The organism is Paenibacillus sp. 1-18, from assembly GCF_000520755.1.
In the GTDB taxonomy this organism is placed as follows: domain Bacteria; phylum Bacillota; class Bacilli; order Paenibacillales; family Paenibacillaceae; genus Paenibacillus; species Paenibacillus brasilensis.
Genome location: NZ_ASSB01000175.1, coordinates 1 through 318 on the forward strand (window position 1 = coordinate 1; position 318 = coordinate 318).

General features: G+C 56.9%; 1 protein-coding gene. It reads left to right on the forward strand.

Features of this window, described 5'->3' with window-relative positions; all coding sequences use genetic code 11:
* Window positions 1-318 (forward strand): AMP-binding protein (locus L693_RS31340; protein WP_231503614.1); only part of this gene is annotated, 318 nt, incomplete at both ends.

Here is a 318-nt window from a genome sequence, read left to right on the forward strand (position 1 = left end):
AGTGCTGCTGACACAAACCGGCTTGCAGGAGCGCGCACAGGCATGGCTGGAGGAAGGCCAAGCTACATCCGAACCAGCCACGGGACTGCGCTTGCAGACGATGCTGGCGTTGGATGACGAGTCACTGTACACCGGAGACATTACCGATATTGAACCTATTAACGAACCGCAGGATCTGGCGTATGTGATCTATACCTCCGGTACAACGGGACGTCCGAAGGGCGTCATGATTGAGCATCGCAGCCTGGTAAATACGGCTGCGGCATATCGCCGGGATTACCGTCTGAACCAGTTCCCGGTACGACTGCTGCAACTGGC